The sequence below is a fragment of the Mesorhizobium sp. M0029 genome, from assembly GCF_040323735.1.
In the GTDB taxonomy this organism is placed as follows: Bacteria; Pseudomonadota; Alphaproteobacteria; order Rhizobiales; family Rhizobiaceae; genus Mesorhizobium.
In genome coordinates this window covers 166,886-192,929 of sequence record NZ_JAMYVF010000012.1, presented here as the reverse complement: position 1 = coordinate 192,929, position 26,044 = coordinate 166,886, and the positions used below count along the sequence as shown (strand labels likewise).

At 63.1% G+C, this 26,044-nt stretch carries 21 protein-coding genes, 1 pseudogene and 1 riboswitch; of the genes and pseudogenes, 13 read left to right on the top strand and 9 right to left on the bottom strand.

Features of this window, described 5'->3' with window-relative positions; translation table 11 throughout:
* Nucleotides 1-20 precede the first annotated feature (20 nt).
* The 10 genes from NKJ76_RS20730 to NKJ76_RS20685 all read left to right on the top strand — a co-directional run bounded on the left by NKJ76_RS20730 (nucleotide 21) and on the right by NKJ76_RS20685 (nucleotide 9,171).
* On the top strand, nucleotides 21-1,421 hold the full coding sequence (locus NKJ76_RS20730) for a type II and III secretion system protein family protein (RefSeq protein WP_031193121.1): 1,401 nt from the start codon (nucleotides 21-23) through the stop codon (nucleotides 1,419-1,421).
* A 4-nt stretch (nucleotides 1,422-1,425) separates the two neighbouring features.
* Nucleotides 1,426-1,692: a hypothetical protein gene (locus tag NKJ76_RS20725; protein WP_023681598.1), complete on the top strand. Its 267-nt coding sequence runs from the start codon at nucleotides 1,426-1,428 to the stop codon at nucleotides 1,690-1,692.
* 44 nt (nucleotides 1,693-1,736) lie between these two features.
* Nucleotides 1,737-2,951 carry a CpaE/TadZ family protein gene (locus NKJ76_RS20720; protein WP_023681597.1) on the top strand — a complete coding sequence of 405 codons (1,215 nt, stop codon included), beginning with the start codon at nucleotides 1,737-1,739 and terminating at the stop codon, nucleotides 2,949-2,951.
* Nucleotides 2,948-4,369, top strand: coding sequence for a TadA family conjugal transfer-associated ATPase (locus NKJ76_RS20715; RefSeq protein ID WP_352538249.1), 1,422 nt, complete (start codon nucleotides 2,948-2,950; stop codon nucleotides 4,367-4,369). The genes NKJ76_RS20720 and NKJ76_RS20715 overlap by 4 nt, the downstream gene beginning before the upstream one ends.
* Before the next feature lie 4 nt (nucleotides 4,370-4,373).
* Nucleotides 4,374-5,339: a type II secretion system F family protein gene (locus tag NKJ76_RS20710; protein WP_023704530.1), complete on the top strand. Its 966-nt coding sequence runs from the start codon at nucleotides 4,374-4,376 to the stop codon at nucleotides 5,337-5,339.
* Between the two features lies 1 nt (nucleotide 5,340).
* Nucleotides 5,341-6,306: a type II secretion system F family protein gene (locus NKJ76_RS20705; protein WP_352538248.1), complete on the top strand. Its 966-nt coding sequence runs from the start codon at nucleotides 5,341-5,343 to the stop codon at nucleotides 6,304-6,306.
* Between the two features lie 145 nt (nucleotides 6,307-6,451).
* Nucleotides 6,452-7,267 carry a PA3715 family protein gene (locus NKJ76_RS20700; protein WP_352538247.1) on the top strand — a complete coding sequence of 272 codons (816 nt, stop codon included), beginning with the start codon at nucleotides 6,452-6,454 and terminating at the stop codon, nucleotides 7,265-7,267.
* Between the two features lie 132 nt (nucleotides 7,268-7,399).
* The gene (locus tag NKJ76_RS20695) at nucleotides 7,400-7,870 is read left to right on the top strand and encodes a hypothetical protein (RefSeq protein ID WP_023681594.1); all 471 of its coding nucleotides are present in this window, start codon (nucleotides 7,400-7,402) and stop codon (nucleotides 7,868-7,870) included.
* A gap of 142 nt (nucleotides 7,871-8,012) precedes the next feature.
* The gene (locus tag NKJ76_RS20690; RefSeq protein ID WP_352538246.1) at nucleotides 8,013-8,855 is read left to right on the top strand and encodes a hypothetical protein; all 843 of its coding nucleotides are present in this window, start codon (nucleotides 8,013-8,015) and stop codon (nucleotides 8,853-8,855) included.
* A complete protein-coding gene (locus tag NKJ76_RS20685) occupies nucleotides 8,755-9,171 on the top strand; it encodes a GGDEF domain-containing protein (protein WP_352538245.1) in 417 nt (138 codons plus the stop codon). The genes NKJ76_RS20690 and NKJ76_RS20685 overlap by 101 nt, the downstream gene beginning before the upstream one ends.
* A gap of 12 nt (nucleotides 9,172-9,183) precedes the next feature.
* Here NKJ76_RS20685 and gcvP read toward each other — a convergent pair whose 3' ends face one another.
* From gcvP to gcvT, 3 genes are read right to left on the bottom strand one after another with little or no spacing between them, the layout of a single operon-like run.
* Nucleotides 9,184-11,994, bottom strand: a complete 2,811-nt coding sequence (gcvP, locus tag NKJ76_RS20680; RefSeq protein WP_352538244.1) for an aminomethyl-transferring glycine dehydrogenase — start codon at nucleotides 11,992-11,994, stop codon at nucleotides 9,184-9,186.
* A gap of 17 nt (nucleotides 11,995-12,011) precedes the next feature.
* On the bottom strand, nucleotides 12,012-12,380 hold the full coding sequence (gene gcvH / locus NKJ76_RS20675; RefSeq protein ID WP_023681591.1) for a glycine cleavage system protein GcvH: 369 nt from the start codon (nucleotides 12,378-12,380) through the stop codon (nucleotides 12,012-12,014).
* A gap of 5 nt (nucleotides 12,381-12,385) precedes the next feature.
* Nucleotides 12,386-13,486 (bottom strand): glycine cleavage system aminomethyltransferase GcvT, encoded by a 1,101-nt coding sequence (gcvT, locus tag NKJ76_RS20670; RefSeq protein ID WP_023815382.1) that lies wholly within the window; start codon nucleotides 13,484-13,486, stop codon nucleotides 12,386-12,388.
* Nucleotides 13,487-13,635: 149 nt separating this feature from the next.
* Nucleotides 13,636-13,722, bottom strand: a riboswitch (glycine riboswitch).
* A gap of 199 nt (nucleotides 13,723-13,921) precedes the next feature.
* On the opposite strand from gcvT, the pseudogene NKJ76_RS20665 reads away from it, so the two are divergent.
* Nucleotides 13,922-14,922, top strand: a pseudogene (locus NKJ76_RS20665) (hypothetical protein).
* A gap of 151 nt (nucleotides 14,923-15,073) precedes the next feature.
* Here the strand turns inward: NKJ76_RS20665 and NKJ76_RS20660 are convergent.
* The 6 genes from NKJ76_RS20660 to NKJ76_RS20635 all read right to left on the bottom strand — a co-directional run bounded on the left by NKJ76_RS20660 (nucleotide 15,074) and on the right by NKJ76_RS20635 (nucleotide 19,896).
* On the bottom strand, nucleotides 15,074-15,865 hold the full coding sequence (locus NKJ76_RS20660; RefSeq protein ID WP_023815381.1) for a molybdopterin-binding protein: 792 nt from the start codon (nucleotides 15,863-15,865) through the stop codon (nucleotides 15,074-15,076).
* 1 nt (nucleotide 15,866) lies between these two features.
* Nucleotides 15,867-16,742 carry a cytochrome b/b6 domain-containing protein gene (locus tag NKJ76_RS20655; RefSeq protein WP_023815380.1) on the bottom strand — a complete coding sequence of 292 codons (876 nt, stop codon included), beginning with the start codon at nucleotides 16,740-16,742 and terminating at the stop codon, nucleotides 15,867-15,869.
* Nucleotides 16,743-16,878: 136 nt separating this feature from the next.
* Nucleotides 16,879-17,571, bottom strand: a complete 693-nt coding sequence (locus NKJ76_RS20650; protein WP_023688301.1) for a DUF1345 domain-containing protein — start codon at nucleotides 17,569-17,571, stop codon at nucleotides 16,879-16,881.
* Between the two features lie 21 nt (nucleotides 17,572-17,592).
* Complete coding sequence (locus NKJ76_RS20645) at nucleotides 17,593-18,066, bottom strand: YaiI/YqxD family protein (RefSeq protein ID WP_023695438.1); 474 nt, start codon at nucleotides 18,064-18,066, stop codon at nucleotides 17,593-17,595.
* 64 nt (nucleotides 18,067-18,130) lie between these two features.
* Nucleotides 18,131-18,700, bottom strand: coding sequence for an S-(hydroxymethyl)glutathione synthase (gene gfa / locus NKJ76_RS20640; protein ID WP_352538243.1), 570 nt, complete (start codon nucleotides 18,698-18,700; stop codon nucleotides 18,131-18,133).
* Between the two features lie 68 nt (nucleotides 18,701-18,768).
* Nucleotides 18,769-19,896, bottom strand: coding sequence for an S-(hydroxymethyl)glutathione dehydrogenase/class III alcohol dehydrogenase (locus tag NKJ76_RS20635; RefSeq protein WP_023681583.1), 1,128 nt, complete (start codon nucleotides 19,894-19,896; stop codon nucleotides 18,769-18,771).
* A gap of 237 nt (nucleotides 19,897-20,133) precedes the next feature.
* Between NKJ76_RS20635 and NKJ76_RS20630 the strand changes: the two genes are divergently transcribed.
* The gene (locus NKJ76_RS20630) at nucleotides 20,134-22,146 is read left to right on the top strand and encodes an acetyl-CoA carboxylase biotin carboxylase subunit (RefSeq protein ID WP_352538242.1); all 2,013 of its coding nucleotides are present in this window, start codon (nucleotides 20,134-20,136) and stop codon (nucleotides 22,144-22,146) included.
* Between the two features lie 261 nt (nucleotides 22,147-22,407).
* Entirely contained in the window at nucleotides 22,408-25,935 is a 3,528-nt protein-coding gene (gene dnaE, locus NKJ76_RS20625; protein ID WP_023688305.1) for a DNA polymerase III subunit alpha, read from the top strand.
* Nucleotides 25,936-26,044: the final 109 nt, after the last annotated feature.

Sequence of the window (26,044 nt, the reverse complement as noted above, 5' to 3'; positions counted from 1 at the left end):
CGACGAAAGGGCTGCGCCCAATGCGGGCGCTTGCGGTGGGGGCTTGCCTTGCCGCGGCCGTAATGCTCGGCCTCAGCGCGCCAGCCAAGGCCGACAACGATATAGTCCATGTCTCGTCGACAACGAATGCGTCGATCAAGGTGGCCAAGGGCAAGCCGAAGACGGTCATGACCAATGCCGCCTTCTACCAGATCGTCATCGGCGATCCGGAGATCGCCAACGTCAATCCGCTGACCGACAAATCCTTCTATGTGCTGGGCAACAATCTCGGCACCACCGGCATCGCGCTGTTCGACGAGAACAAGCAGCTGGTCGGCACCGTAGACATCGAGGTGACGCTGGACACCGACCAGCTGGCCAGCACCATTCGCGCCAGCGTGCCGGACGCCAAGATCAAGGTCGGCTCGGCCAATGGCCGCGTCGTGCTGTCGGGCGAGGCCGATGACGCGGTCGCCGCCGAGAAGGCAAGCAAGATCGCCAGCCGCTTCTCCGGCAATGAGGAAGTGATCAATTCGGTCAACATCTCGTCCTCGCAGCAGGTTCAGCTCAACGTCCGCTTCGTCGAGATCAATCGCCAGGCCGGACAGGATCTCGGCGCCAAATACAGCGCCAATTTTGCTTACGGCATTGGCGGGCGCGACGTCACCATCGAGCCGGGCTCGGTGCCGGGAGCCGGCAATGGCGAGATCATCGGCCGGCTGCTGTCCAACGGCCTGTCGATCGACGTCGCCATCAAGGCGCTGGAGGAACGTGGCCTTGCCCGGCGGCTGGCAGAGCCGAACCTGATCGCCCGCTCGGGCCAGACGGCAAGCTTCCTCGCCGGCGGCGAGTTCCCGATCCCGGTCTCCGAGGACAATGGCAAGATTTCCGTCAGCTACAAGAAATACGGCGTCAGCCTCGACTTCACGCCGACGGTTCTCAAGGACGGGCTGGTCAGCCTTGACATCGCGCCGGAAGTGTCCTCGATCGATGCTTCGGCCTCCTACAATATCGGCAATATCTCGGTGCCGGGCTTTATCGTGCGCCGCGCCAGGACATCGGTCGACCTGAAGAACGGCCAGAGCTTCATGATCGCCGGCCTGCTGCAGTCACAGAACGACATCACCACGTCGCGTCTTCCCGGCCTCGGCAAGCTGCCGGTGCTCGGCTCGCTGTTCTCCTCCAAATCATATCAGCGGCGCGAGACCGATCTGGTGATCATCGTCACCCCCTATCTGGTCAAGCCGGTCGATCCGTCGAAGAAGCTGCTCGAGCCGACCGACGGCACGCAGCCGGCCAGCAATGTCGACTATTTCCTAAACAACACCGAGGAAGTGAAATCGTCCGACGCCAATCGTGCAGTGGCAATGGCCAGCGGCAGTACGGCACAGCCGGCCGCGGTCACCACCGTCGGGCATTTCCTCGACCTGCCGAAGGATTGAAGCCATGCGCGTGGAACCATGCATCGCCCTGCTGCTCGCCGGCCTCGCCAGCGGCTGCACCAGCGACGACTATATCCGCTCCGAGGGACCGACGATGGCGGCCGGCAACGCACAGGCCGCCAATACGGCCATGCAGATGGTCGATCCCTGGAAATACGGCGTCCAGAACACCAGGCTGCTGGTGCCGGCGCAGCGCAGTGAGGCGGCGGTCAACGCCGCCGACCAGGCTGCTGCCGCCAAGGCAGTGCAACCGACAGCGACAACCGATTGATTTGCCCGGTGATTTGACCGGGAATGACCTGACAGGCTGACAAAATGGCAAGCGGCATAAAGACCAAGAAAATCCTGCTGGTGTCCAGCGACCGGACCTTTGTGCAGGATACGCGCACCGCGTTCGCGGCTTCGGAGGTGATCCAGCTTTCTACCGTTGAGAAGAACATTACCGAACTGCGCGGCGAGGTCCAGGAAGCCGATTTCGGCGCGCTCATCGTCGACATGGATGCGGCAAAGCTGGAAGAGATCGAGTCGCTGCAGCGCATCATGCGCCGGCTTGAAGGCCGCGTTCCGGTGGTCGTCGTCACCCAGGAATTCAACGCAGCCGCGGTGCGTATCCTGGTGCAGCTCCAGGTCGCCGATTTCCTGGTCAAGCCGATCACCACCGCCGATCTGGTGCGGTCGGTCGTGCGCGCGCTGCAAGGGCCGGGGCGCGAGGAAAACACCGAGTCGCAGATCTATACCTTCATGCCGGCCGCCGGCGGCGTCGGCACCACGACGCTGGCGCTGCAGACCGCCTTCCAGCTGCATCATTCGGTGACGCGCGGCGCGTCGACCTGCGTGGTCGACCTCAACTTCCAGCAAGGCGCCTGCGCCGAATATCTCGACCTCGAGCCGCGCTTCGACATCACCGAAATCGAGAACCAGCCCGAGCGCCTCGACCGTCAGCTGCTGGACGTGATGCTGTCCAAGCATGCGAGCGGGCTCTGCGTGCTGGCGGCGCCAACGCATCCGTCGGAAATGCGCTCGTTCAAGACCGATGTCGTGGTGCGCATGCTCGATCTCGTCTCGGCCTATTTCGACAACGTCGTCATCGACATGCCGCGCACCTGGTTTCCGTGGACGGAGACGGTGCTGCTCGGCTCCAACAAGCTCTACATCGTCGCTGAAATGACGGTGCCATGCCTGCGCCATACGCAGCGGCTGATCCAGGCGGTCTACGAGACGGCAGGCAAGGAAGTGAAGCCGAACGTGATCGTCAACCGTTTCGAGCAGAAGATGTTCGACAACGGCATCAAGCAGGCGGATGTCCAGGAAATCCTGGGCGAGCATTTCGTCGGCGGCATCTCCAACAATTACCGGCTTGTGCGTGAAGCGGTCGACCGCGGCGTGCCGCTGCATGAGATCGACCCGAACGCCAATGTCGTCAACGATCTGAAGAGGATCATCCTGCCGGAAGAAGCCGTGGTGACGCCGGAGAAATCGCGCTCGCTGTTCGGCATCGGCAGGGGCCTCCTGAAGAGGAAAGCCGGATGACCAGCCGCTTCTCGACCCTGCAGAACCGTGACGTCCGCGCGCTGAAGCCGGCCGAGGCGGCGCCGGTCGCGCATCACGCCGTGGTCATCCCGACGAACCGCAAGGCCTTGCCGCCGAAGCCGGAGACAACACTGGGAAAAAGCGCCAACAAGGTGCTCGATGCCCGCGTGCGCATCCACCGGCTGCTGCTCGAGGAAATCAACCTGGTCGCGCTGGAGCGCCTGCCCAAGGATGAGATGCGCCGGCAGGTGCAGGAGTTCGTGTCGGAAAAGACCCGCCAGGAGCGTATGGCGATCAACACCGTCGAACTTGAAGCGCTGGTCGATGACATCGTCGATGAGATGGTCGGCCTCGGCCCGCTGGAACCGCTGCTCAAGGACCCCGACATCAACGACATCCTGATCAACGGCCACCAGAACTGCTTCGTCGAAAAACGGGGCAAGCTGCAGCAGGTCCATATCCCGTTCAAGGACGAGGCGCATCTGTTGCGCATCGTCAACAAGATCGTCGCCGCCGTCGGCCGCCGGGTCGACGAATCGCAACCGATGGTCGATGCCCGCATGCTCGACGGCTCGCGCTTCAACGCCGCCATTCGCCCGGTCGCCGTCGACGGGCCGCTGGTGTCGATCCGCAAGTTTTCAAAGAACAAGCTCGGCCTGCACAAGCTGGTCGAGTTCGGCGCCATCACCCAGAATATGGCCGAGGTGCTGGCGGCGGCAGTCCACGCCCGCAAGACGACCATCATCTCGGGCGGCACCGGCACCGGCAAGACGACGATGCTCAACGCATTGTCAGCCTTCATTCCGGAAGACGAACGGTTGATCACCATCGAGGACGCGGCCGAACTGCAGCTGCAGCAGCCGCATGTCGCGCGCATGGAAACGCGCCCCGCCAACATCGAAGGTCATGGCGAGCTGAAGCAGCGCGACCTGGTCAAGAACGCGCTGCGCATGCGCCCTGACCGCGTCATCCTCGGCGAGTGCCGCGGCGAGGAGGCCTTCGACATGCTGCAGGCGATGAACACCGGACATGAAGGCTCGATGGCGACCATCCACGCCAACACGCCGCGCGACGCCATTTCACGCCTCGAGCAGATGCTGGGCATGACCGGCATGCCGATGACGGTGCAGTCGATCCGCAGTCAGATCGCCAGCGCGCTCGACCTTATCGTCCAGCTGACGCGACTGTCGGACGGCAAGCGCAAGGTGACCAGCGTCGCCGAGGTGACCGGCATGGAAGGGGACGTCATCCAGATGCAGGAGATATTCCGCTTCGTGCGCACTGGCATGGAGGCCGACGGCAAGATCCTCGGTCACTACGAGGCGACCGGCATTCGCCCGCGTTTCCTCGAGGACCTGCGCAATATGGGCATTGAATTCCCCGGCAAATATTTCGAACCCGGCCGGCCGCAGGAGTAGCCGGGTGTTCGAGAATTTCAGCCCGATCTATGTCGTTTATGCCGCGGCAGCGCTGACCGGCATCATGATCGCCGAAGGCTGCTATCTGCTCTATGCCGGCCGCAGCGACAAGCGCCTGGCCATCAACCGGCGCATGAGGCTGCAGGAAAACAAGATCAGCCAGGAACAGGTGCTGATTCAGCTGCGCAAGGAACGCGGCCTCGATTCCGGCACGTCATTCTTCTCGCCCGACCGTTTTCGCGCGCTGCGCACGCAGTCTGGCATGGTGATGCCGTTGCCGAAATTCCTGACGATGACGACGGGCGTGGCGCTGGCCATGATGCTCGTCGCGCTCTGGTACGGCCTGCCGCTGTTGCTCGCCATTTTGCTGTTTGTGGTGCTGACAGCGCTGCTGCCGGTGATTGTGCTGCGTTCCAAGCGTGCCCGGCGGGTGAAGCGTTTCGGCGTGCAGTTGCCGGAGGCGCTGGAATTGATCACGCGCGGCTTGAAGGCCGGGCATCCGGTTCCGGTGGCGATCTCGATGGTGTCGCGCGAGATGTCCGATCCGATCGGCACCGAATTCGGCGTTATCTCCGACGAGGTGACTTATGGTTCCGACCTGGTTTCTGCGCTGAATTCACTGTTCGACCGCGTCGGCCAGGAGGATCTGCCGCTGTTCGTCACCGCGGTTTCCATCCAGACGAGTTCGGGCGGCAATCTGCGCGAGATCCTCGACGGGCTGTCGACGACGATCCGCGAACGCGGCAAGCTGCGCCGCAAGGTGCGCGCCATTTCGACTGAGGGTCGTATGTCGGCCTATATCCTGACGGCGGTGCCGGCACTGCTGTTCGCCACCATCATGGTGATGATGCCGCAATTCTATCAGAGCGTCTGGGATGTACCGAAGACGTGGTATCTGCTGGGCGGTTCCGTGACATGGCTGATGCTGGGCAACATCATCATGTTCAAGATGTCGAACTTCCGGTTCTGAGATGGAGCAGATGATCCAGTTTCTTGCATCGCTGGCGCCGACGTCGCTGATGCCGGTAGCCGCGCTGCTGCTGGTGTTGGGTGGCAGCGCGGTGGCATGGCCGCTCGTGGTAGCCAAAGGCGACCGCAACGATCTCAAGCGCCGGCTCAAGGTCGACGACAGCAAGACTCCCCAACAGGCCGAGGCGGCGCCGAAGAAGAACCAGAGCGTCGTGCGCGAGAAGGCGGTGAAGCGGGCGCAGGAATTCTACGCCAAGAGCGATCCGGAAAATGTCGCCCGGTTGCGTATGAAGCTGATCCAGGCGGGCTATATGGAGCCGCGCGCGATCGGCACATTCTTCCTGATCCGCTTCGCCTGCCTGGTGGGCGCAACGATCGGCGCGTTCCTGGTCAACCATTGGATGGGCAGCGCCGATTCCACCGCGACCAGCCGCTGGACCTTCATCATCCTGTCGGGAGCCGCCGGCTATTTCGTGCCCGGCCTGGTGCTCAGCCAGAAGGTGCGGGAAAAGATGCGCGAATACCGCAACGGCTTTCCCGACTTCATGGATTTGATGATCGTCTGCTCCGATGCGGGCATGAGCATGGAGGCAGGCATCGAGCGGGTCTCGAAGGAACTGGCCAAGACCTATCCGTCGCTGAGCCAAAACCTGCAGCTGGTGTCGCTGGAACTCAGGGCCGGCCGCAGCCTCGACGATGCCTTGAAGGCGCTCGCCGACCGCCTCAGCTTGGACGAGGTGCGCTCCTTCGCCACGCTTTTGCAGCAGTCGAAGGAACTCGGCACCAGCCTTGCCGGGGCGCTGCGCGTGTTCTCCGACGAAATGCGCCACAAGCGCATGTCGCTGGCCGAGGAGAAGGCACATGCCTTGCCGGCCAAGATGTCGGTGCCGGTGGTGGTGTGCATCCTGCCGGTGGTGCTGATGATCGCCGTCATCCCGATCATCGTCAAAATGACGGCGGTTCAGTAGATACCTAGGGGATTGCCCGGCGGCTTCTTGCGGTTACTCACTCCAACTACGCTTCATCTGGATGTCGAAACCCGGCCGGTTCGGTCGCTCTCCTTCGGCAAAATCCGCAAAGCAAAATGAGTGAGCCGTCCATGCGAATAGTCTTGTGCACCGTTTTGCTCGGCCTGGCCGCCACCAGTCTGTCGCCGGCCTCGGCCGCGGCCGCGATTGCGGCGATGCTGCCGCCCTGGTGCAACAGGCCTATCCCAGGGCCCAAAAGAGCGCAGACGGCGCCTCGTTCACGCTCGAACCCCATACCAGCATCGCCGTGACGCTCCCGGATACGCCGTTTGGCCTCGTCTGCAAGATATGGCCTGCCCATGACGATCTGTTGCTGGTCGCGGTGCCGCTGATCGACAGCAGCCAATCCAGCGACGACGGGCATGTCGGCGATGTCGACCTTCTGGTCGTCGACAGGAAGACCCGGCAGGTGCGCCAGCGCCTGCTCCAGCCCGGGCTGATGACCGATGATGCCATCGCCATCAACAAGGTCGAATTCGATACCGGCCGCTATGGCCTGGCGCCCGGTGTCACCGGCTTTGGCCTGCGCATCCAAATGGCGAGCCATTCGCGGCCCAATCCCTTCAGCGAAACCGACCTGCGACTCTATGCCCTTGACGGCGGTGATCTGCGCCTGGTGCTCGACGGCATCATCGTGGCCGGCTTTGGCGGCGAAGGCGACACCAATTGCGCAGGATCCTTTCAATCCAGCCGGGTCAGCCTGGCGATGAGCCCGGCGAGACATCACGGCTATCACGACATCACAGTGTTCGAGCGGTTGGACACCGACAATCCGTCTGTCGACAAGAATGGCGAGTGCCAGTCCCATCCCGGAAGGTCCATGAAACGAACCTACCGGCTGCGCTATGAGGGCAGCCGCTATCAGTTTCCGGCGAGGCTCAAGTCGATGGAGCCGGACTAGCCCTCGGCTGGTTAATGGCTGGTTTGCCCGAAACCAAATTTTAGGGGCGTTTCAGCACTGAAGTTTAATTGCCCTGTTGTAGTCTGCCTCCTGAAGAACGACCCGGTAAATCGGGCGATTGGGGCCAGGGGCATGCGTCACAGAATTTTCACGGCAATGGCCGCGCTAGCGGCCGTCTTGATGGTCAGCGGCTGTACGACTGAGAACGTCGATAAGACCAAGACCACGTCGATCCAACCGGTGGCAAAAGACGTCAGCACCTCCGACCTTGCGCAAGGCAAGGCGCAGTTCCGCGAGGCCAATTACGGCCTTGCCGAACAGCATTTCCGCAAGGCCGTGGAACTGAAGGCCGACAGTGCCGAGGGATGGATGGGGCTTGCCGCCTCCTATGACGAACTCGGCCGCTTCGACTTCGCCGACCGCGCCTACGACCAGCTTTTGAAGGTTGCCGGGCGCAAGCCGCAGATTGTCAACAATATGGGCTATTCGCAGCTGCTGCGCGGCAACAAGAAGAAGGCGAGGGCGCTGCTCATGGAAGCAAGGGCCGGAATGGCCGACCCGAGCGTGATCAACGCCAATCTGGCGCTGCTCAACAAGGGCTGAGACTCTTCGCGGGGACGGCAGTCGACGCTTTGTAAACCCTGTCGGCAGGTTGCTTTGAAAACCGGCCGAAAACGGTATCTCCGGCCGGTTGCATGCCTATGATGCGCCACAAATCGAGGATCCCAAAGGTTGCCGCTCATCCATGCTGGATTTCAGTTCGCTATTGCTGGCGGCTGCGCTGTCGGGCACATGCCTGAGCGTCACCATGTTTGTGATCTGGTTCACGGCGCCGCGTGCACGCTTCGTGCTGACGGTGGCGTGCGGCATTCTCGTCCTTGTCGCCCACGTCATCGTCTTCTGGCGCTACACGAGGGAGCCCAGTCCCTTGCTTTGCCAGGCGGCGTTGGCGCTGCTCAGCCTCGGTTTCCTGGCGCTTTCACTTTCGGCCATGCAATATCTTGGTGTGCGCAATTACAGCCGCGCTGTCCTGCCGGCCATGCTCGCGATCGCTGTCTGCGCCGGCGTGACCTATCTCGGTTTCGATGGTGTCGGCTTCATCCTCACCTATACGACGGTAACAGTGCTGCTCGCCTCGATCGGGGTGATGTTCTGGATCAAGGGCGGTCAGGATCGCGGCATTCTGCTGGTCGTTTCGGCGCTAAGCGGCGTCTGCGGCGTATCCTTCGGGCTCTGCGGCGCCGTGCTTCTGGTCAAGGGCCAGTGGGTGCTCGGCGTCGCACCCGACAATTGGGCCGAGCGGTTGAATTCGGTCGTGGCGGTCGCCTGCATGACGGCTCTCGGCGCGCTGACGCTGTCGCTGCATCATCTGCAGGCACAGATCGAACTGAAGGCCGAGACCCTGACCGACCCGTTGACCGGTCTGATGAACCGGCGGGCTTTGAACTCGCTCTATCGCGAGCGCGTCTTCGGCCCTGTCGGTCGCCATGTTCGACCTCGACCACTTCAAGCGAACCAACGATGTCTATGGCCATCCCGTCGGCGATCGGGTGCTCTGCCGTTTCGCCGCAGTCATCAAGAAGTATGACAGGGTTGGCGTCGACGCCTTCCGGCTGGGCGGCGAGGAGTTCGCGTTGGTCATGTCTCGGATGACCGAAGACAAGGCCTACGATCTCGCCAGCAGGATCGGCGTCGCCTTCGGCACAGAAGTGGTGCCGACGCCGCGCGGGCCGTTGCGCAGCAGCGTCAGCGGCGGCATTGGCTTTGGCAAGGAAGACGGCAGCAGCCTGGATGAAGTGCTGGCCGAGGCCGACCGGGCGCTCTACGCGGCCAAGAACGACGGGCGAAATCGCGTGCTTGTCCTCAACGGCAAGGCCGATGGGCCGGCCTTGCGTTCAGCCTGACAGGCCAGAGTGTTATTCGGCGGCGCCGAGATATTCCGACAACGGCGGGCAGGAGCAGACGAGGTTGCGGTCGCCGGCGACATTGTCGATGCGCGAGACCGGCGGCCAGTATTTGGCCGCTGTATCGACATCGCCGGCGGGGTAGGCCGCTTCCAGCCTCGAATAGGGGTGAGTCCACTGGCCGGCAAGGGTTTCGGCCGCCGTGTGCGGGGCATTGACCAGCGGGTTGTCCTCGAGCGGCCATTCGCCCTTCGCCACTTTCGCTGCCTCGCCGGCGATGGCAATCATCGCCTCGCAGAACCGGTCGAGTTCGCGCTTGGGCTCGGACTCTGTGGGCTCGACCATCAGCGTGCCGGCGACAGGGAACGACATGGTCGGCGCGTGAAAGCCGTAGTCGATCAGCCGCTTGGCGATATCATCGACGCTGATGCCGGCGCTCTCCTTGAGGACGCGCGTGTCGAGGATGCATTCATGCGCGATGCGATCGTGCCTGCCCTTGTAGAGAAGCGGGAAGTGCGGCGCGAGCCGCGTCGCCACATAGTTGGCCGAGATGATCGCCGTCTCCGTCGCCTGCTTCAGGCCGGCGGCGCCCATCATGCGGATGTACATCCAGGTGATGGGCAGGATGGAAGCGCTGCCGAACGGTGCGGCCGACACGGCATGCGCCGAGCCTTCGGTGACATGACCAGGCAGATAGGGTTTCAGATGCGCCCTGACGCCAATTGGACCGACGCCCGGACCGCCGCCGCCATGCGGGATGCAGAAGGTCTTGTGCAGGTTCATGTGGCAGACATCGGCGCCGATATCGGCGGGCCGCGCCAGCGCGACCAGCGCGTTAAGGTTGGCGCCGTCGAAATAGACCTGGCCGCCATGTTCGTGGATGAGAGCGCACAGGTGGCGCGCGCCTTCCTCGTAGACGCCGTGCGTCGAGGGATAGGTGAACATCAGAGCTGCGAGATTCTTGGAATGCTCGTTGGCCTTGGCTCGCATATCGTCCATGTCGATATTGCCGTCCTCCAGGCAACGCACGACGACGACGCTCATGCCGGCCATCGCCGCACTCGCCGGATTGGTGCCATGCGCGGACTGGGGGATCAGGCAGATGGTGCGATGGCCTTCACCGCGCGCGCGGTGATAGGCGCGGATGGCGAGCAGGCCGGCATATTCGCCTTGGCTGCCGGCATTGGGCTGCAGGCTGACGGCGTCGAAGCCGGTGATCTCCGCCAGCCAGCCTTCCAGCTCGCCGACCATGGCGCGATAGCCGGCCGAATGGCTGGCCGGCGCGAAGGGATGGAGGTTGGCGACAACAGGCCAGCTGACCGGCATCATTTCGGCCGCCGCGTTGAGCTTCATGGTGCAGGAGCCCAACGGGATCATGGTGCGGTCGAGCGCCAAATCCTTGTCGGCTAGCCTGCGCAGCAGGCGCATCATGTCGGTCTCGGAGTGGTTTTCGCGGAAAACCGGCTGGGTCAGAAACTCCTTGCCGCGCGGCTTGCCGGGCATCGCGCCGGCCTCAGTAGCGCCGGACTTGGCGCCGAACAGGGCGGCGATAGCCTCGAGATCCGCCTCGGTCGAGGTTTCGTCGAAGGCGATGCTGATGCGGTCGGCATCGATGACGCGCAGCAGCCGGCCACCTTTTTCAGCGGCAGCGGCGATCGAAGCTGCCTTGCCCTTCACTTCGGCCGTCACCGTGTCGAAACGGCTTGAGCCGAGCACGGAAACACCAGCGGTTTTCAGGCCTGCTGCGAGGCCGTTGGCGAGCTCATGAATTCGGGCTGCGATCGCCTGCAAACCAGTAGGCCCGTGCCAGATCGCGTATGCGGTCGCCATGTTGGCAAGCAGCGCCTGCGCGGTGCAGATGTTGGAGGTCGCCTTGTCGCGGCGGATATGCTGTTCGCGCGTCTGCAGGGCGAGGCGATAGCCGGGACGACCCTTGCTGTCGATCGACTGGCCGACGAGGCGGCCGGGCATCAGCCGGGTCAGCTTGTCGGAGACGGCGCAATAGGCGGCGTGCGGGCCGCCAAAGCCCATCGGCACGCCAAAGCGCTGCATCGGGCCGACGGCGATGTCGGCGCCAAGCCTGGCCGGCGCTTCGGTCAGCGTGAGCGCAAGCGGATCGGCGATGAAGACGACCACGGCGCCGGTGGCGCGAGCCTTCTCGATCGCCGCCTTGTGGTCGCCATAGACGCCAAACGTGTCCGGCCAGGAGACCAGCAGGGCGGCGGTGTTGTCGTCGATGGTCTCGCCATCGATCTCGATGCCGAGCGGCTCGGCGCGGGTGCGCACGACGTCCAGCGTCTGCGGATGCGGCGTGCCGGCCAGCGCCACCTCGGTGCGCTTGTCGCGGTGATGGCGCAGCGCGATGCCGACCGCTTCGGCCACCGCCGTCGCTTCGTCGAGCAGGGAGGCCGAAGCCACCGGCAGGCCGGTCAATTCGGTGACCAAGGTCTGGAAGTTGAACAGCATTTCCAGGCGGCCCTGGCTGATCTCGGCCTGGTAGGGCGTATAGGCGGTGTACCAGGCCGGGTTCTCGAACAGGTTGCGCTGGATGACCGGCGGCACATGGACGCCGTGATAGCCGGCGCCGATGAAGCTCTTCAGCACCCTGTTTTTTGCCATGGTCGCAGCCAATTCGGCCAGCGCTTCGGCTTCGCTCGCCGGCGCGGGAAGGGCTAGCGGCAGATCGAGGCGGATCGACTGCGGCACGGCCTGGCTGATCAGCGTCTCGACGGAGGGAACGCCGATCACGGCAAGCATGGCTCTGACGTCGTTTACATCAGGACCGATGTGGCGGGCCGAGAAGGGGGTAAGTGCTGCGCTCATGGCAATAGGTCCTGATGTCAACCGATATGGGCTTTGTAGGCGGCCTCATTCATGAGGCCTGCGAGTTGGCCTTCGTCGGCGAGCTTCATCTTCCACAGCCAGCCGTCGCCGGTCGCAGCGGAGTTGACCAGCGACGGGTCCGAGGACAGCGCGCCGTTGGCGTCGGTGATCTCGCCATCAACCGGCGCATAAACATCGGATGCCGCCTTGACGGATTCGACGACCACGGCGGTGTCGCCCTTACTGAGTTTGGTGCCGATTTGAGGCAGTTCGACGAAGACGAGATCGCCAAGCTGTTCCTGCGCATAGTCGGTTATCCCGACGGTGGCGATGCCTCCCTCGACGCTCAGCCATTCGTGATCTTGTGTGAAATAGGTTTTTGCCATCGGAATTATCCTTTGCGGTAGCGATGAGGAGTGAAGGGCAAGGAACTGATATCGACCGGGATTTTGGTCCCGCGAACGTCGGCGAACAGTTTCGTGCCCGGCTTGGCCAAGGCCGTTGACACATAGCCCATGGCGACGGGATGGCCGACCGACGGGCCGAAGCCGCCTGATGTCACGTAGCCGGCCGGATCGCCGTCGGCATCGAACAAAGCAGCGCCGGCGCGCACCGGCTGGCGGCCGTCCGGCTTCAGGCCGACGCGCTTTTGCGACGGCCCGCGCTCCAGGATGGACCGCAGCGCATCGGCGCCGATGAAGGACCCGCCGGCGCGGAGATCTTTGGGGATCGCCCACATCAGGCCGGCACTCGCCGGATCGATCTCCGGCGTGATGTCCTGGCCGTGCAGGCACAGGCCGGCCTCCAACCGCAGCGAGTCGCGGGCAGCAAGGCCGATCCACAACACACGCTCGTCCTCGAGCAGTTTCGTGACCAGAGCGCGCGCATCCGCCTCCGGCAGGCCGATCTCGAAGCCGTCCTCGCCGGTGTAGCCGGAGCGGCTCATGAACCAGTTTTGCTTCGGCTCGATGCCATGCATGAACAAGAGCGAGCCGGTCTCGATGCCGGCGCGGGACAAGGCAGCCCAGGCTTCGGGCCCCTGGATCGCCAGGAAGACGCGATCGAGCGCATCGACCTTCACGTCGAAATCGGTCGCCAGCGCACGCAAATGCTTCTCGTCCTCGACCGCATTCCCGGCGTTGGCGACCACCATGAAGCGCTCGGCGCCGAGCCGGGTGACGATCAGATCGTCGATGATCCCGGCGGCCTCGTTGAGGAAGAAGGTATATTTGGACTGTGAAATCTCAAGCGCGCCGGCATCGAGCGGACTGGCGAGGTTGAGCAGTGCCGCAGCGCCCGGTCCGCTGATCTCGAACAGCTTCATATGCGAAATGTCGAACAGGCCGGCATGTTCGCGGGTGTGAAGGTGCTCCTTCATCACGCCGGCCGGATAGGTCAGCGGCATCGACCAGCCCGCAAAGGCGCCAAAGCGTGCGCCGGCGGCGGTGTGCAGATCTTCGAGAGGAAGGTGTTTCGTGTCGTCGCCCGTCATGTCATCTCCAGAGTCGCACGCAATCGGCCGCTGCTGGCGACCAGTCCGTGCCCCTCTGTCTGAAGCCTGAGAGACTCGCGCAACCGGAACTCTGTCGGCGACGCTTACACCTTCGGCGCGGGGGCAAGCCCCGACTTTCCAGAGTGTCTTTCCCGTCTACGGTTCTTTTGCCTGAGAGATTTCGGGCGATTTCCCCTTCGGCGGCAGCTCGCGCTGCTCTCTCCCGCAAACAGGTAGGACTCAAAACTTAAGCCCTCGACGCGCCATCCATAGCTTGTCGGCGACACCTTGTCACCTGCCAGCGACACGTAAAGCGCGTCGTCTTTACAGTCTTCGCTAACCACGCCGTTTGCCGGTTTTTCAAGACAATGGCGATATTCTGGGCTGACGGTTTGGCCGGCAATTGCGTTGGGCACGGCGGATGGGGATTGACAGATGGGCGAACGGATCGGGAGCGCGCCGGTGGCGGGGCTGGCCTCGAAGGACCGCATCACGGCGGAAGATGTCGTCATGCTGCGTCGCGAAGTGTTCGCCGACGGCGTGGTGACGCGCGGCGAGGCTGAAGCACTGTTCGCGCTCGATGCGACAGCGACGGACAAATGCCCACAATGGCCTGAATTCTTCGTCGAGGCCGTTACCGACTACATCGTCCACCAGGAAAAGCCGGCAGGCTATATCTCTGAAGACAATGCCGGTTGGCTGATCCAGACCATCTCGCGCGACGGAATGGTCGACAGTGTGACCGAACTGGAGCTGCTGGTGCATGTGCTGGAAAGGGCGAAATCATCGCCCGGCCGGCTCTCCGCCTATGCGCTCGAGCAGGTCGCCAACGCGGTGGTCGACGGCAAGGGACCACTGATGCTCGGCGGCGCGCTGGTTCCCGGGCTGGTCGCCAAGGCAGAGGTCGATCTGTTGCGCCGCATTCTCCATGCCTATGGCGGCGACGGAAACATCGCCATCACACGGGTTGAGGCCGAGGTGCTGTTCCAGATCAACGAGCAGACCGCAGCGGCCCACAACGACCCGTCCTGGAACGACCTGTTCGTCAAGGCGCTCGCCAATTTCGTCATGTGTTCGGCCGGCTACGAAGCGCCGACGCGCGATGTGGCGCTGCGTCGTGACAGTTTCTTGGACCAGGTCGAGCCCGAAATTGGTGGCTTCTTCAGCCGCATGTGTCGGGCGGACTGGCCGGCATCATGGAAGCCTATCGTTCGCCCGGCGATATCGAGGCCGAATGGGAGTCGAAGAACCGTGCCGCCGAGGCACTCGCGCGCCGCGCCGAGACGATCGACGCCAGCGAGGCGAAATGGCTGGCCGATCGCATCGGCACCGACCGCCCGCTGCGTGACAATGAACGCGCGCTGCTGACGCTGATCAAACTCGCCTCGCCGGAGATACATCCGGCGCTCAAGCCACTGCTCGACAAGGTTGCTTAAGCCGCGCCGTTTTCTGCGACCGTTTTGCAGAGGACGATATTGGAGTGTCTTCAGGCCAATCGCCAAGTTCGGCCACGCGCTCGAAACCGGCTTCCTCAGGCAAGCTCGGTTCGGTCGGAGTCAGATCGTGCTCGGTCAGAATGCGAGGCCATCAAATCCCGCCATACCAGTCATAGCCATTGTCTTCCCAATAGCCGCCGCGGCCGCCGCCGATATTGGCAAAACTGTCGACGAGCTCGATCTTGTAGAGATACTTCGGCATCTTGTAGCCGAGCTGTCGTTCGACGCGCACGCGCAGCGGCGCGCCGTTTTCGACCGGCAGCGGCTTGCCGTTGAGGCCGTAGGCGAGGATCGTCTGCGGGTGGCGGGCATCGATCAGGTCGATGGTGCCGTAATATTTGATTTCCCCGGAGAGGCTGCGATCGATCGTATCGAGGCAGTGGAACATGACATAGCGGGCCTGCGGCTTGACCACAGCCAGGTCGAGCACCAGCGACAGCGGGGTGCCGGTCCATTTGGCGATGCAGCTCCAGCCTTCGACACAGTCGTGGCGGGTGATCTGCGTGCGGCTCGGCATGTTCTCCAACTGCTCGCGGCTGAGCGACAGCGGCTTTTCGATCAGGCCCGTTACCTCCAGCCGCCAGTCGGCGAAATTGTTGGCGAGCAGGCCCTTGTAGGTGTCATCCTCGGGCGCGGTGACGCCGTTCGGCCGCTGCGGCTGGCGGATGTCGGCCTCGGTGAATTCCGGCGCCAGAGCATCGCGGCCGGCAAGCCAGCGTTGCGCGCGGTAGGTCAGGCCATTGGCGTTTTCGAGGCAACTGCGCAGGCCATCGCCCATGCCGAGCTGGCTGTCGAAGGCATCGCAGCCCGACAACATGATGCCGGAAACGCCGAGGCCGGCGCCCGTCAGGAACTTTCGGCGGCTGATCTGGAATTTGGCCATCTCACGCACTCCTCTCGGTGTCGCCATGCCTTGGCGGATCGGTGCGGTACCAGCCGGTGATGATCGAGCGCAGTTCGTTGATCGGGCCGGCGGCGAGGATCATCATTATATGGACGATGAAAAAGCCGACCAGCAGCACCATCACCGTGAAATGGATGGTGCGCGCCGTCTGCCTTCCGCCGAGCAGTTCGTTGAGCCAGGGCAGCACCGAGTTCATGCTCGGCGACATGGCAAGGCCGGTGATGATCATGAGTGGCAACAGCACGAACAGTACGCCGCCATAGGCCATTTTCTGCAGCGTGTTGTATTCGCGTGTGTGGTGGAACCTGAGCTTGGCGTGCTCGATGATGTCCTGCGGCAGCCGCTTGAGATCGTCAAGGCGCGGCGCCAGATCGCGGCGCAGATGGCCGTTGACCAGGCTGGCGACCAGCCAGACGACCAAGGTGGTTGTCAGTATCCAGGCGAAGAAGAAATGCACGACGCGGGCGGTGCCGAGATCGTAATAGGACGGGATTGTCGCCCAGGACGGGAAGGCACGCGACGTTTGCTGCCCGGCCGGGCCCGACCAGCCGAGCACGCCTGTGGTGTCGAAGCGATGGCCGAACATTTCGGTATAGCCGCGCGGGCCGGTGGCGGTGTTTTCGGCGCCGATGGCAAAGACGGTGTTTTTGTACTCGAAGCCGGATTGCTTGCCGATGTAGAGCTGCGGCCGGGCATTGAAGATCTGCAGGCCGGACAAAAGCATGAAGAACAGCGAGATCGCCCACAGCCAGTGCGTCAGGCGGGTCCAGCGCGATTGCCGGTAGATCAGCGTCGCATCCTTCGTTGAGGCGGCATCGACGCCTGCGCCGGGCTGACTCACGGTAATGGTTTCCATCTTTTCCTCGCCTCCGGCTGCGCGATCCTGGGATGGCCGCGCTCGTCCTTGTCCTCCCAATACGTCGCTATCGAAAGCGATGTTTCATGCGGTCACGTTTTTATTACGGGCACGGGTTTATCGCGGGCACGGATACTCAATTGCCGAGGCTCACCGCGAGATTGACGACGGCGGCGACGATGACGGCGTTGAAGAAGAACGACAGGATCGAATGGACAAGCACCACGCGGCGCATATGCGAGGTCGTGATCGCGGTGTCGGCGGTCTGCGCGGTCATGCCGATCACCGTCGCGAAATAGAGAAAGTCCCAACCGTCCGGCCGTTTGCTGCCGGGAAAATCGAGGCCGCCGACCGGTATCTTCTTCTTGGTTTCGGCATCGATCGCGTCGCCGTCCATCCAGTAGACATGCGCATAGTGGAGGGCGGCCATGGCATGGATGGTGAACCAGCCAAGCGGGATCGACAGCATGGCGAAGCCGAGTTCGATGGGGTCGCGATCCTTGTGATTGATCAAAAGGAACAGCAGGACAATGGCCATGGCGACGATGCCGAGCGTGATGGCAAAGATGCCCAGCACTGGGAGGTCCAGTTCGCGCGCGTTCTTGCTGAGATAGCGGCCGGACAGCAGCGGCATCTTGGCGATGACGAGCGCGATGAAGACGACGAAGAAGGAATCGGCGGCAATCGAGATCGAATAGGCAAGCCGCGTGGAGACGGGGAGCGATCCAATCAAAGGCAATACCGCGGCAAATACGACCAGACCGACGGCTAGCGACACAAAGAACTGCTTGTGCCGCTGCAAGGGGTTATTCGGCGATGTGTCGGCCATAGCCCGACCTCGGATGATGCTTCACGTCTGGTCGGGTGTGACGGATTTCAGAGCCCGCCGCAAGATACGGTCGAGCTCACCCAGGAAACGCGAGCGATCCTGTGGCGCAAAGCTGGCATTGTAGCCCTTGCTCTCGCCGGTTTCGCGCAGATGCTGCTTCAAATCGCGCATTGCAACCGCCATGCCGATGGTCTCCGGCGTGAACGGCCTGCCGGTTGGCCCAAGCACATGCGCGCCGAGCGCCACGGTGCGAGCGGCAAGCGGGATGTCGGCGGTGATCACGATGTCGTTGGGTTTTGCGTTCTCGACGATCCAATCGTCAGCGGCATCGGCGCTTTTAGAGACGACGACGTTGCGAATCATCGGATCGCGCGACGGACGCAGCCCGCCATTGGAGACGTAGGTGACGACGACACCATGGCGCTCGGCGACCTTCTCGACCTCGGCTTTCACCGGGCAGGCGTCGGCGTCGACGTAGATGGCGGGTGCGGGCATTATCTCTCCAAAACGGACATGGGGCCGGCATGTTACCCGGCCCCATGCCAGAAATCTCGTACCGTCAGGCCGGCAGCGCGCCCGACTTCTTCCCCGTCCAGGTGGCTATGTAATCCATCAGGCCGGGATTGAGACAGTCATAGGGCTCGAGGCCCATCGACTTCAACTGGCCGCGAATGCCGTCCATGCGCTTGGGGTCGACACCGGATTCGATGATCGACGAAACGAAAGCGGTGAAGCCCGGCGGTGACCAGCCGTCTTCCTGGAAGCGCTCGGGATGGATGAAGGACAGACCCTTGAACGGATGGTCGCGCTCGACCGGTCCGTGCATATGGACACCGCAGCCGGTGCAGGCGTGACGCTGGATAAGTGCCGAGGGGTCGACCACTTTCAGCTTGTCGCCGTTTTCGGTGACTGTGACATCGCCGGTGCCGGCTACGGCCACGACCGAGAACACCGCGCCGTCAGGCTTCCAGCATTTGGTGCAGCCACAGGCATGGTTGTGGGCGATCTGGCCCTTGACCTTCACCTTCACCGGCTTGCTGGTGCAGGCACAGACCAGCGTGCCGCCGGCAAAGCTTGCGCTTTCCTTCGGCAGGCCATTGTCGATTTTCGGATGCAGTTTCTCAGGCATTATCTTCCTCCCTTGTTGAACCCATGCAACTACAGTCGCTGGCCCTTCGGTCGGCGGCCTTCTTCTCCTCAATAAACGACGACGCTCCTGATCGACTTGCCCTCATGCATGAGGTCGAAGCCCTTGTTGATGTCTTCCAGCTTCAGCAAATGGGTGATCATCGGGTCGATCTGGATCTTGCCGTCCATGTACCAGTCGACGATTTTTGGCACGTCAGTGCGGCCGCGTGCGCCGCCAAAGGCGGTGCCCATCCAGGTGCGGCCGGTGACCAGCTGGAACGGCCGGGTCGAAATCTCCTGGCCGGCGCCGGCCACGCCGATGACGACCGACTTGCCCCAGCCGCGATGCGAGGCTTCCAGCGCCTGGCGCATCACCTTGGTGTTGCCGGTGCAGTCGAATGTGTAGTCGGCGCCGCCGATCTGGTCGGCGCCGCGCTTGGTCAAGTTGACGAGGTGAGGAACGATGTCGCCGTCGATCTCCTTCGGATTGACGAAATGCGTCATGCCGAAGCGCTCGCCCCATGCCTTCTTGTCGTTGTTGAGGTCGACACCGATGATCATGTCGGCGCCGGCGAGCTTCAGGCCCTGGATGACGTTGAGGCCGATGCCACCGAGACCAAAGACGACAGCAGTCGCGCCTTGCTCGACCTTCGCGGTGTTGATGACCGCGCCGATGCCGGTGGTGACGCCGCAACCAATGTAGCAGATTTTGTCGAAGGGCGCGTCCGGGTTGACCTTGGCGACGGCGATCTCGGGCAAAACGGTGAAATTGGAGAAGGTCGAGCAGCCCATATAGTGGAAGATCTTGTCCTTGCCGATCGAGAAGCGCGAGGAGCCATCGGGCATCAAGCCTTGGCCCTGCGTGGCGCGGATGGCGGTGCACAAATTGGTCTTGCGCGACAGGCAGGATGGGCACTGCCGGCATTCCGGCGTGTAGAGCGGGATGACGTGGTCGCCCTTCTTGACCGAGGTGACGCCCTTGCCGACATCGACGACAACGCCAGCGCCTTCATGGCCGAGGATTGCCGGAAACAGGCCTTCGGGATCAGCGCCCGACAGGGTGAACTCATCGGTGTGGCAGATGCCGGTCGCCTTGATCTCGACCAGCACCTCGCCTTCGCGCGGTCCGTCGAGGTCGACCTCCATGATTTCCAACGGCTTTCCGGCGGCGACAGCGACAGCGGCGCGGGTTTTCATCAGGCAATTCCTCCCAAGGCGATTGGTCTTCAGGCTTTCAGGGTTTTTATACTGTTTCAACCCGATTTGGCGACCAAATATGGCGCAAATCTTGGCCCAGTCGTCGGCGAGCCCAACCTTCGCCCCTCGGCACGGGCCTGGCGGGCAGGGAGTGTCTTGATGGGTGCGCTGCCGGCGGTGCTTGAGCCCGGCTGCCGAAGCCCATAAGAAGGACGAAAGACCGAGGAAACGCCTTCGATGTTCACGAAAATCCTGATCGCCAATCGCGGCGAGATTGCTTGCCGCGTCATCAAGACGGCGCGCAGGATGGGGATTGCCACCGTAGCGGTCTATTCCGACGCCGATCGCGACGCCGTGCACGTCGAAATGGCCGACGAAGCCGTGCATATCGGGCCATCGCCTGCCGCGCAAAGCTATCTTCTGCCTGAAAAGATCATCGCTGCCTGCAAGGAGACGGGCGCGCAGGCCGTGCATCCCGGCTACGGTTTTCTGTCGGAGCGGGCCGCCTTCTGCGAAGCGCTTGAGGCTGAGGGCATTGTCTTCATCGGTCCGAAACCCAAGGCTATCAAGGCGATGGGCGACAAGATCGAATCGAAGAAGTTCGCCAAGGCCGCTGAGGTGTCGACGGTTCCCGGCTGGCTTGGGGTCATCGAAAATGCCGACCATGCCGAAAAGATCGCCGGCGAGATCGGTTATCCCGTGATGATCAAGGCCTCGGCCGGCGGCGGCGGTAAAGGCATGCGCATTGCCTGGAGCCAGTCGGAAGTGCGCGACGGCTTCGACCGGGCGCGCTCGGAGGCGAAAAGCTCGTTCGGCGACGACCGAGTCTTCATCGAAAAGTTCGTCGTCGATCCGCGTCATATCGAAATCCAGGTGCTGGCCGACGCGCATGGCACCGCCCTCTATCTCGGCGAGCGCGAATGCTCGATCCAGCGCCGGAACCAGAAGGTTGCGGAAGAGGCGCCGTCGCAATTCCTCGATGCCAGGACGCGCAAGGCCATGGGCGAGCAGGCCGTGGCGCTGGCCAAGGCGGTCGACTACCAGAGCGCCGGCACCGTCGAGTTCATCGTCGATGCTGAAAAGAACTTCTATTTCCTTGAAATGAATACACGATTGCAGGTCGAGCATCCGGTGACGGAGCTTGTTACCGGCATCGACCTGGTCGAGCAGATGATCCGTGTCGCCGCCGGCGAGAAGCTGGCGATCGAGCAGAGCGACGTCAAGCTGAACGGCTGGGCGGTGGAAAGCCGGCTCTATGCCGAGGATCCCTATCGCAATTTCCTGCCCTCGATCGGCCGGTTGACGCGCTACCGGCCGCCGGAGGAGGGCAAGTTCGGCGATGTCTTCATCCGCAACGACACCGGCGTCACCGAAGGCTCCGAGATTTCGATGTTCTATGATCCGATGGTGGCAAAACTCTGCACCTGGGCGCCCACGCGTATCGAGGCCATCGATGCCATGTCGGAAGCGCTGGACAGTTTCGTCGTCGACGGCATCGAGCACAACATCCCGTTCCTGGCGGCGCTGATGCAGCATCCGCGCTGGCGCGAGGGGCGGATATCGACGGGCTTCATCGCCGAGGAATATCCTGACGGCTTCGCGCCGATCGTGCCCAATGGCGATGAAAAGGCAGTGCTGGCGGCGATCGCCACCGCGGTCGAGCTTCTGCGCCGCGATCGGCTTGACCGGCTGGGCGGGCGGCTGGCGCCGCATTCGGGCGCACTCAAGCGCGATTGGGTGGTGAAGCTCGGCGACGACTATCTCCAGGCTTCGATCATCGAGGGCATGATCTCCATTCCGATGGAAGTCGATCTGTCGGTCGATGGCGGCAAAGCGCTGACCGTGGCGTCCGACTGGCGGCCGGGCGACCTCATCTGGCGCGGCACTGTCGGTGCCCGCAAGGTCACGGCGCAGATCAGGCCGGCGCCGAACGGCCTGCGCATTGCCTGGAAAGGCATGTCGGTGACGGCGCGCGCCATGCTGCCGCGCACGGCGGAGCTGGAAAGGCTGATGCCGGAGAAGGTGGCGCCGGACACGTCCAAGATGCTGCTTTGCCCGATGCCGGGCCTGGTCGTGTCGATCGCGGTTGCCGAGGGGCAGGAGGTCAAGGCCGGCGAGACGCTGGCCGTGGTCGAGGCGATGAAGATGGAAAACGTGCTGCGCGCCGACCGCGATCTTGTCGTGTCGAAGCTCAACGCCAAGCCGGGTGACAGCCTGGCTGTCGATGCGGTGATCATGGAGTTCGCCTAGAGATTGTTTGGAAATTCTACTCCGGCGGCCATCTGAAGGTGGTTTCTGCGCTTCCCGTGCTCACGGACCAATGGCCGCTGCGCTCCGGTTCTCGAAACCACCATCATTATGACTCGCCAGAGCGAATTTCGAACAATCTCTGAGCCGTGCGGCTGGGTACGGAAGCCTGTGGTCGGTGGTCATTTGTGCTGGACTGGCATCGCCCGGTCCGGGACAATACATCTCCATCGACTCAAAGCCCTTCGAGCAATTTGAAACATCATGGCGGATGACAAACTTCCACGCGATCCCCTGAGGCGCGAAGCAGCGCTCGCTGCTGCGCGCCCGGAGGCACCGGCGCGGCCGTTCATCCATCTGCGCGTGCATTCGGCGTATTCGCTGCTCGAGGGCGCCTTGCAGGTCGCCGCCGTTGTCGGTCATGCAGTCAAGGACGAGTGCCCGGCAATCGCAGTCACCGACACAAACAATCTGTTCGGCGCGCTGGAATTTGCCCAGAAGGCGGTGAAGGAAGGCATCCAGCCGATTATCGGTTGCCAGATCGATCTCGCCTTTTCCGGCGAGACCAGCGACGCGCAGCGCGACCGCCGCCGCCATGGTCCGGAGATGCACGCCGTGGTGCTGCTCGCCGCCACCGAGGCCGGCTACAGCAACCTCGTCAGGCTGGTCAGCCAGGTCTATCTGGAGACGCCGCCGGGCGAGCCCGTGCATCTGACGTCAGCAATGCTGGAAGGCCATAGCGATGGCCTGATCTGCCTCAGCGGCGGGCCGCGCGGCCCGATCGGCCGGGCGCTGAAGGAGGATCGCCGAGATCTTGCCGAGACGCGGCTTCTGGCACTCAAGGCGCTGTTCGGCGACCGGCTCTATGTCGAGCTGGACCGTGTTTCCGGTTATGACCGCGCTATCGAGAAATCATCGGTCGACCTTGCCTATATCCATGATCTGCCGCTGGTCGCCACGAATGAGGCGTTCTTCGCCGCCCGCGACGACTATGACGCGCATGATGCTCTGATCGCCATTGCCGAGGGTTCGGTGGTTGCCGCCGACAACCGTCGCCGGCTGACTTCGGACAATTTCCTGCGCAGCCAGGCGGATATGGCGCGGCTGTTCGCCGACCTGCCGGAAGCGATCGACAACACCGTCGAGATCGCGCTGCGCTGTTCCTATTATCCCAAGACCCGCAATCCGATCCTGCCACGCTTTACCGGCGGCGATGTCGCCGACAATGAGGTGGCGCTGAAAGCGGAGGCCGATGAGCTACGCCGGCAGGCGCATGAGGGGCTGGAGGCGCGGCTGGCTGCGCATGGGCCCACTTCCGGCTACACGGTCGAACAATACCGCGAGCGGCTCGATTTCGAACTCTCCATCATCGAGAAGATGAAGTTTCCCGGCTATTTCCTGATCGTCGCCGACTTCATCAAATGGGCCAAGGCGCAAGGCATTCCGGTCGGGCCGGGCCGTGGTTCGGGCGCCGGATCGCTGGTCGCTTATTCCACGACCATCACCGACATCGATCCGCTGCGCTTCTCGCTGCTGTTCGAGCGCTTCCTCAACCCCGACCGCGTGTCGATGCCCGACTTCGACATCGACTTCTGCCAGGACCGGCGCGAAGAGGTCATCCGCTACGTCCAGCAGAAATATGGCCGCGACCAGGTTGGGCAGATCATCACCTTCGGTACGCTGCAGGCGCGCGCGGTGCTGCGCGACGTCGGCCGCGTGCTGCAAATGCCTTACGGCCAAGTCGACAAGCTCTCCAAAATGGTGCCGCAGAACCCCGCCAATCCGGTCAAGCTGGCGGATGCCATCGCCAACGAGCCGCGCTTTGCCGAGGAGGCCGAGAAGGAGCCAATCGTGCAGACGCTGCTCGATATGGCGCAAAAGCTGGAAGGGCTCTACCGCCACGCTTCGACGCACGCCGCCGGCATCGTCATCGGCGACCGGCCCTTGTCGGAACTGGTGCCGATGTACCGCGATCCGCGCTCCGACATGCCGGTCACCCAGTTCAACATGAAATATGTCGAGCAGGCCGGGCTGGTAAAATTCGACTTCCTCGGCCTGAAGACGCTGACGGTGCTGGAGACGGCGGTGAAGCTGATCCGCCGGCGCGGCATCGAGATCGACCTGGCGACGATCCCGCTCGACGATCCTGAAACCTACGCCATGCTGTCGCGCGGCGAAGTGGTCGGTGTGTTCCAGGTGGAAAGTGCCGGCATGCGCAAGGCGCTGATCGGCATGCGGCCCGACTGCATCGAGGACATCATCGCGCTGGTGGCGCTCTACCGTCCCGGCCCGATGGAGAACATCCCGACCTACAATGCCAGAAAACATGGCGAGGAGGAGATGGCCTCGATCCATCCCAAGATCGACCATCTGGTGAAGGAGACGCAAGGCGTCATCGTCTACCAGGAACAGGTGATGCAAATCGCGCAGGAGCTGTCGGGCTATTCGCTCGGCGAAGCCGACCTGCTGCGCCGCGCCATGGGCAAGAAGATCCGCGCCGAAATGGACAAGCAGCGCGAGCGCTTCGTCACCGGTGCGGTCGAACGCGGTGTCGGCAAGCCGCAGGCCGACTTCATCTTCGACCTTCTGGCCAAGTTCGCCGACTACGGCTTCAACAAATCGCACGCGGCCGCCTACGCCGTCGTGTCCTACCAGACCGCCTATCTCAAGGCGCATTACCCCGTCGAGTTCCTGGCGGCGTCGATGACGCTCGACATGGGCAACACCGACAAACTCGCCGATTTCCGCCAGGATGCGCTGCGTCTCGGCATCGAAGTGGTGGCGCCGTCGGTGATGACCAGCTTCCGCAATTTCGAGGTCGGCGAGAACCGCATTTACTATTCGCTGGCGGCCCTCAAGGGCGTCGGCGACGCTGCGGTCGAGCACATCGTCGCCATGCGCGGCGAAAAGCCGTTCAAGAATCTCGCCGATTTCTGTGAAAGGGTCGATCCCAAGATCGTCGGCAAGCGCGTCTTCGAAAGCCTGATCATGGCCGGCGCGCTCGACTGCTTCGGCCACGACCGCGCCCAGATGATGGCCGGCGTCGAACGGATGATGGGGCTGGCTTCGCTGGCGCAGCAGAATGCCATTTCGGGCCAGCACGACATTTTCGGCGCGTCGCTCGGCGCGCAGCAGCAGGCGCTCAATTTGCCGCAGACCGATCCGTGGCTTGCCGCCGACCGGCTGCACCGTGAATTCCAGGTCGTCGGCTTCTATCTTTCGGCGCATCCGCTCGACGAGTACAAGGCGGCCCTGCAGAAGATGCGCGTGCAAAACTGGGGCGAGTTCTCGGCTGCGGTCAAACGCGGTGCCGCCGCGGGCCGGCTCGCCGGCACCGTCACCACCAAGCAGGAGCGCAAGACCCGAACCGGCAACAAGATGGGCGTCATCGCCTTTTCCGACACATCTGGCCAATATGAAGCCGTGCTGTTTTCGGAAGGGTTGGCGCAGTATCGCGATCTGCTCGAGCCCGGACGTTCGGTGGTGATCACCGTTTCGGCCGAGGATAGGCCCGAAGGGGTCAATCTGCGCATCCAGACGGTGCAGTCGCTGGAGGATGAGGCCAGCCGCATCCAGAAGGCGCTGCGCATCTTCGTGCGCGATGCGGCTCCGATCGGCATGCTGGCCGGCCAACTGGCGGTGAAGGGCGAAGGCCAGGTCAGCTTCGTGCTGATCAAGGAGGCCGGCCAAGGCGAGATCGAGATCGAATTGCCCAACCGCTACCGCATCTCGCCGCAAATCGCGTCGGCCATGCGCGCGGTGCCGGGGGTGGTCGAGGTCGAGCTCGTCTAGGCTGCGCTGATATACACGGCAGTCGCATCGACGTCGGCCAGTGCATGACGGCCTAAAGATGCTCTGGGCCTGACATTGCAGCCGATAGGGCCAGCGTGCGGGGCGTGGT

Coding starts and splice junctions, on each gene's coding strand:
- gfa (WP_352538243.1), bottom strand. CDS start 18,700: ATGCCTGAGAAACTGCATCCGAAAATCGACAATGGCCTGCCGAAGGAA.
- NKJ76_RS20715 (WP_352538249.1), top strand. CDS start 2,948: ATGACCAGCCGCTTCTCGACCCTGCAGAACCGTGACGTCCGCGCGCTG.
- NKJ76_RS20655 (WP_023815380.1), bottom strand. CDS start 16,742: ATGGAAACCATTACCGTGAGTCAGCCCGGCGCAGGCGTCGATGCCGCC.
- gcvP (WP_352538244.1), bottom strand. CDS start 11,994: ATGAGCGCAGCACTTACCCCCTTCTCGGCCCGCCACATCGGTCCTGAT.
- NKJ76_RS20630 (WP_352538242.1), top strand. CDS start 20,134: ATGTTCACGAAAATCCTGATCGCCAATCGCGGCGAGATTGCTTGCCGC.
- NKJ76_RS20720 (WP_023681597.1), top strand. CDS start 1,737: ATGGCAAGCGGCATAAAGACCAAGAAAATCCTGCTGGTGTCCAGCGAC.
- gcvT (WP_023815382.1), bottom strand. CDS start 13,486: ATGACGGGCGACGACACGAAACACCTTCCTCTCGAAGATCTGCACACC.
- NKJ76_RS20705 (WP_352538248.1), top strand. CDS start 5,341: ATGGAGCAGATGATCCAGTTTCTTGCATCGCTGGCGCCGACGTCGCTG.
- NKJ76_RS20695 (WP_023681594.1), top strand. CDS start 7,400: ATGCGTCACAGAATTTTCACGGCAATGGCCGCGCTAGCGGCCGTCTTG.
- NKJ76_RS20725 (WP_023681598.1), top strand. CDS start 1,426: ATGCGCGTGGAACCATGCATCGCCCTGCTGCTCGCCGGCCTCGCCAGC.
- NKJ76_RS20660 (WP_023815381.1), bottom strand. CDS start 15,865: ATGGCCAAATTCCAGATCAGCCGCCGAAAGTTCCTGACGGGCGCCGGC.
- dnaE (WP_023688305.1), top strand. CDS start 22,408: ATGGCGGATGACAAACTTCCACGCGATCCCCTGAGGCGCGAAGCAGCG.
- NKJ76_RS20645 (WP_023695438.1), bottom strand. CDS start 18,066: ATGCCCGCACCCGCCATCTACGTCGACGCCGACGCCTGCCCGGTGAAA.
- NKJ76_RS20635 (WP_023681583.1), bottom strand. CDS start 19,896: ATGAAAACCCGCGCCGCTGTCGCTGTCGCCGCCGGAAAGCCGTTGGAA.
- NKJ76_RS20650 (WP_023688301.1), bottom strand. CDS start 17,571: ATGGCCGACACATCGCCGAATAACCCCTTGCAGCGGCACAAGCAGTTC.
- NKJ76_RS20730 (WP_031193121.1), top strand. CDS start 21: ATGCGGGCGCTTGCGGTGGGGGCTTGCCTTGCCGCGGCCGTAATGCTC.
- gcvH (WP_023681591.1), bottom strand. CDS start 12,380: ATGGCAAAAACCTATTTCACACAAGATCACGAATGGCTGAGCGTCGAG.
- NKJ76_RS20690 (WP_352538246.1), top strand. CDS start 8,013: ATGCTGGATTTCAGTTCGCTATTGCTGGCGGCTGCGCTGTCGGGCACA.
- NKJ76_RS20685 (WP_352538245.1), top strand. CDS start 8,755: ATGTTCGACCTCGACCACTTCAAGCGAACCAACGATGTCTATGGCCAT.